The 2,664-nt window shown below is 71.1% G+C and carries 1 protein-coding gene; it reads left to right on the top strand.

Annotated elements, in window-relative coordinates:
* Positions 1-289: 289 nt before the first annotated feature.
* On the top strand, positions 290-2,650 hold the full coding sequence (gene lon, locus ETD85_RS61535) for an endopeptidase La (protein ID WP_138698976.1): 2,361 nt from the start codon (positions 290-292) through the stop codon (positions 2,648-2,650).
* The last annotated feature ends 14 nt before the right edge of the window (positions 2,651-2,664 follow it).

Raw genomic sequence — 2,664 nt, forward strand, 5'->3', positions numbered from 1 at the left:
TCACGGCCCGATACGACGTCCCCAAGAGACAGGACCCCTGACCCGACCTCGGCCTCGACTTCGGGCTCGGGCGCAGGACGAGGAGCTCGCGGGTGCGGTGGACGGAGATCACCTGGCCAACCCTACGTTCAAGGCCCTTGGCCCGGCATCACACCAAGGTCTGATCCGCCCTCACCCTCAGGTACGTGCTTACATCATTACGATCGCCGTGAGCGAACATCGGCAATGAAGGGAACAATGCCGGGCTCCAATGAATTGAGTCGGTATAACTCAACCCTTTGGAGTTCGCATGAGTGAGAGCTTGATCCTCCCGGTCCTGCCGCTGGACGACGAGGTCGTCCTGCCGGGCATGGTGGTTCCGCTGGACCTGTCCGACTCCGAGGTGCGCGCCGCCATAGACGCGGCCCGTGCATCCGGTGGCAACAAGCCACAGGTCCTCCTCGTTCCCCGGATCGACGGCCGATACGGGGCCGTCGGCGTGCAGGCGGTGGTCGAGCAGGTCGGAAGGCTGCCGGGTGGCGAGCCCGCGGCCGTGGTGCGCGGCGTCAACCGGGTCCGCGTGGGCACCGGCACGACCGGGCCGGGCGCCGCACTGTGGGTCGAGGCCGAGACGATCGACGCCGTCGCCGCCACCGCACGCGCCCAGGAGCTGGCCAAGGAGTACAAGGCCCTGGCCACCACGATCCTGCAGAAGCGCGGCGCCTGGCAGGTGGTCGACCAGGTCAACGCGATCGACGACCCCTCGGTGCTGGCCGACAGCTCCGGCTACACCCCTTGGCTGACCACGGCGCAGAAGGTCGAGCTGCTCGAAGCGGCCGATCCCGCCGAGCGGCTGGCCAGGTTGATCGAGTGGTCCCGCGAGCACCTCGCCGAGCTCGACGTGGCCGAGACGATCCGCAAGGACGTCCAGGAGGGCATGGAGAAGCAGCAGCGCGAGTTCCTGCTGCGCCAGCAGCTCGCCGCGGTGCGCAAGGAGCTCAAGGAGCTCAACGGCGACTCCGCCGAGACGGAGGAGGAGGACTACCGCGCTCGCGTGGAGGCCGCCGACCTGCCGGAGAAGGTGCGCGAGGCCGCGCTCAAGGAGGTCGACAAGCTGGAGCGGACCTCCGACCAGTCCCCGGAGACCGGCTGGATCCGCACCTGGCTCGACACCGTCCTCGACATCCCGTGGAACGACCGTACCGAGGACAACTACGACATCGCCGGCGCCAGGGCCGTGCTCGACGCCGACCACACCGGTCTGGCCGACGTGAAGGACCGCATCATCGAGCACCTGGCCGTGCGCAAGCGCCGCCAGGACAAGGGGCTCGGCGTGGTGGGCGGCCGCCGCAGCGGCGCCGTGCTCGCCCTGGCCGGCCCTCCCGGAGTGGGCAAGACGTCCCTGGGCGAGTCTGTGGCCCGCGCGATGGGCCGCAAGTTCGTCCGGGTGGCGCTCGGCGGCGTACGCGACGAGGCGGAGATCCGCGGTCACCGGCGCACCTACGTCGGCGCGCTGCCCGGCCGCATCGTCCGCGCCATCCGCGAGGCGGGCTCGATGAACCCGGTCGTGCTGCTCGACGAGGTCGACAAGGTCGGCGCCGACTACCGCGGCGACCCGACGGCGGCCCTGCTGGAGGTGCTCGACCCGGCCCAGAACCACACGTTCCGCGACCACTACCTCGAGGTGGAGCTGGACCTGTCCGACGTGCTCTTCCTGGCCACGGCCAACGTCCTGGAGGCGATCCCCGGGCCGCTGCTGGACCGGATGGAGATCGTCACGCTCGACGGCTACACCGAGGACGAGAAGGTCGCCATCGCCCGCGACCACCTGCTGCGCAGGCAACTGGAGCTGGCCGGGCTGACCGCCGAGGAGGTCACGGTCGAGGACGAGGCCCTGCGCAGGCTGGCCGCCGAATACACCCGCGAGGCCGGGGTCCGCTCGCTGGAGCGGTCGATCGCCAGGATCCTGCGCAAGGTGACCGCCAAGGACGAGCTGCCCGTCAAGGTCGGCGAGGACGACCTGGTGGGCTACATCGGCCGGCCGCGGTTCGTGCCCGAGTCGTCGTTGCCCGAGTCCACCCAGCGCACCTCGGTGCCGGGCGTCGCCACGGGCCTGGCGGTGACCGGCGCGGGCGGCGACGTGCTCTACGTGGAGGCGTCGCTGGCCGACCCGGAGACCGGCGAGACGGGGCTCACGCTGACCGGCCAGCTCGGCGACGTGATGAAGGAGTCGGCGCGGATCGCGCTGTCCTACCTGCGCTCGCACGGCGCGGAGCTGGAGCTGCCGGTCACCGCGCTGAAGGACCGCTCGGTCCACGTCCACTTCCCCGCGGGCGCCGTGCCCAAGGACGGCCCCTCGGCCGGTGTGACGCTGACGACCGCGCTGGCCTCGCTCCTGTCCGGGCGTCTCGTCCGCAGTGACGTGGCCATGACCGGTGAGATCTCCCTGACCGGGCGGGTCCTGCCGATCGGCGGCGTCAAGCAGAAGCTGCTGGCCGCGCACCGGGCGGGCATCACGACCGTCCTCATCCCGGCCCGCAACGAGCCGGACCTGGACGACGTGCCCGAGGAGGTCCGCGCCGAGCTGACCATCCACCCGGTCAGCGACGTGCGCGAGGTCCTGGACATCGCGCTCACCCCGGCTCAGGTCGCCTCCTCCGTGGCGGCCTGACCCTCCCACCGCCC

It is taken from the genome of Nonomuraea zeae (assembly GCF_005889725.1).
In the GTDB taxonomy this organism is placed as follows: Bacteria; Actinomycetota; Actinomycetes; order Streptosporangiales; family Streptosporangiaceae; genus Nonomuraea; species Nonomuraea zeae.

What these genes read in the sequence shown, in the direction of transcription:
- lon (WP_138698976.1), top strand. Translation starts at nt 290, where the DNA reads ATGAGTGAGAGCTTGATCCTCCCGGTCCTGCCGCTGGACGACGAGGTC.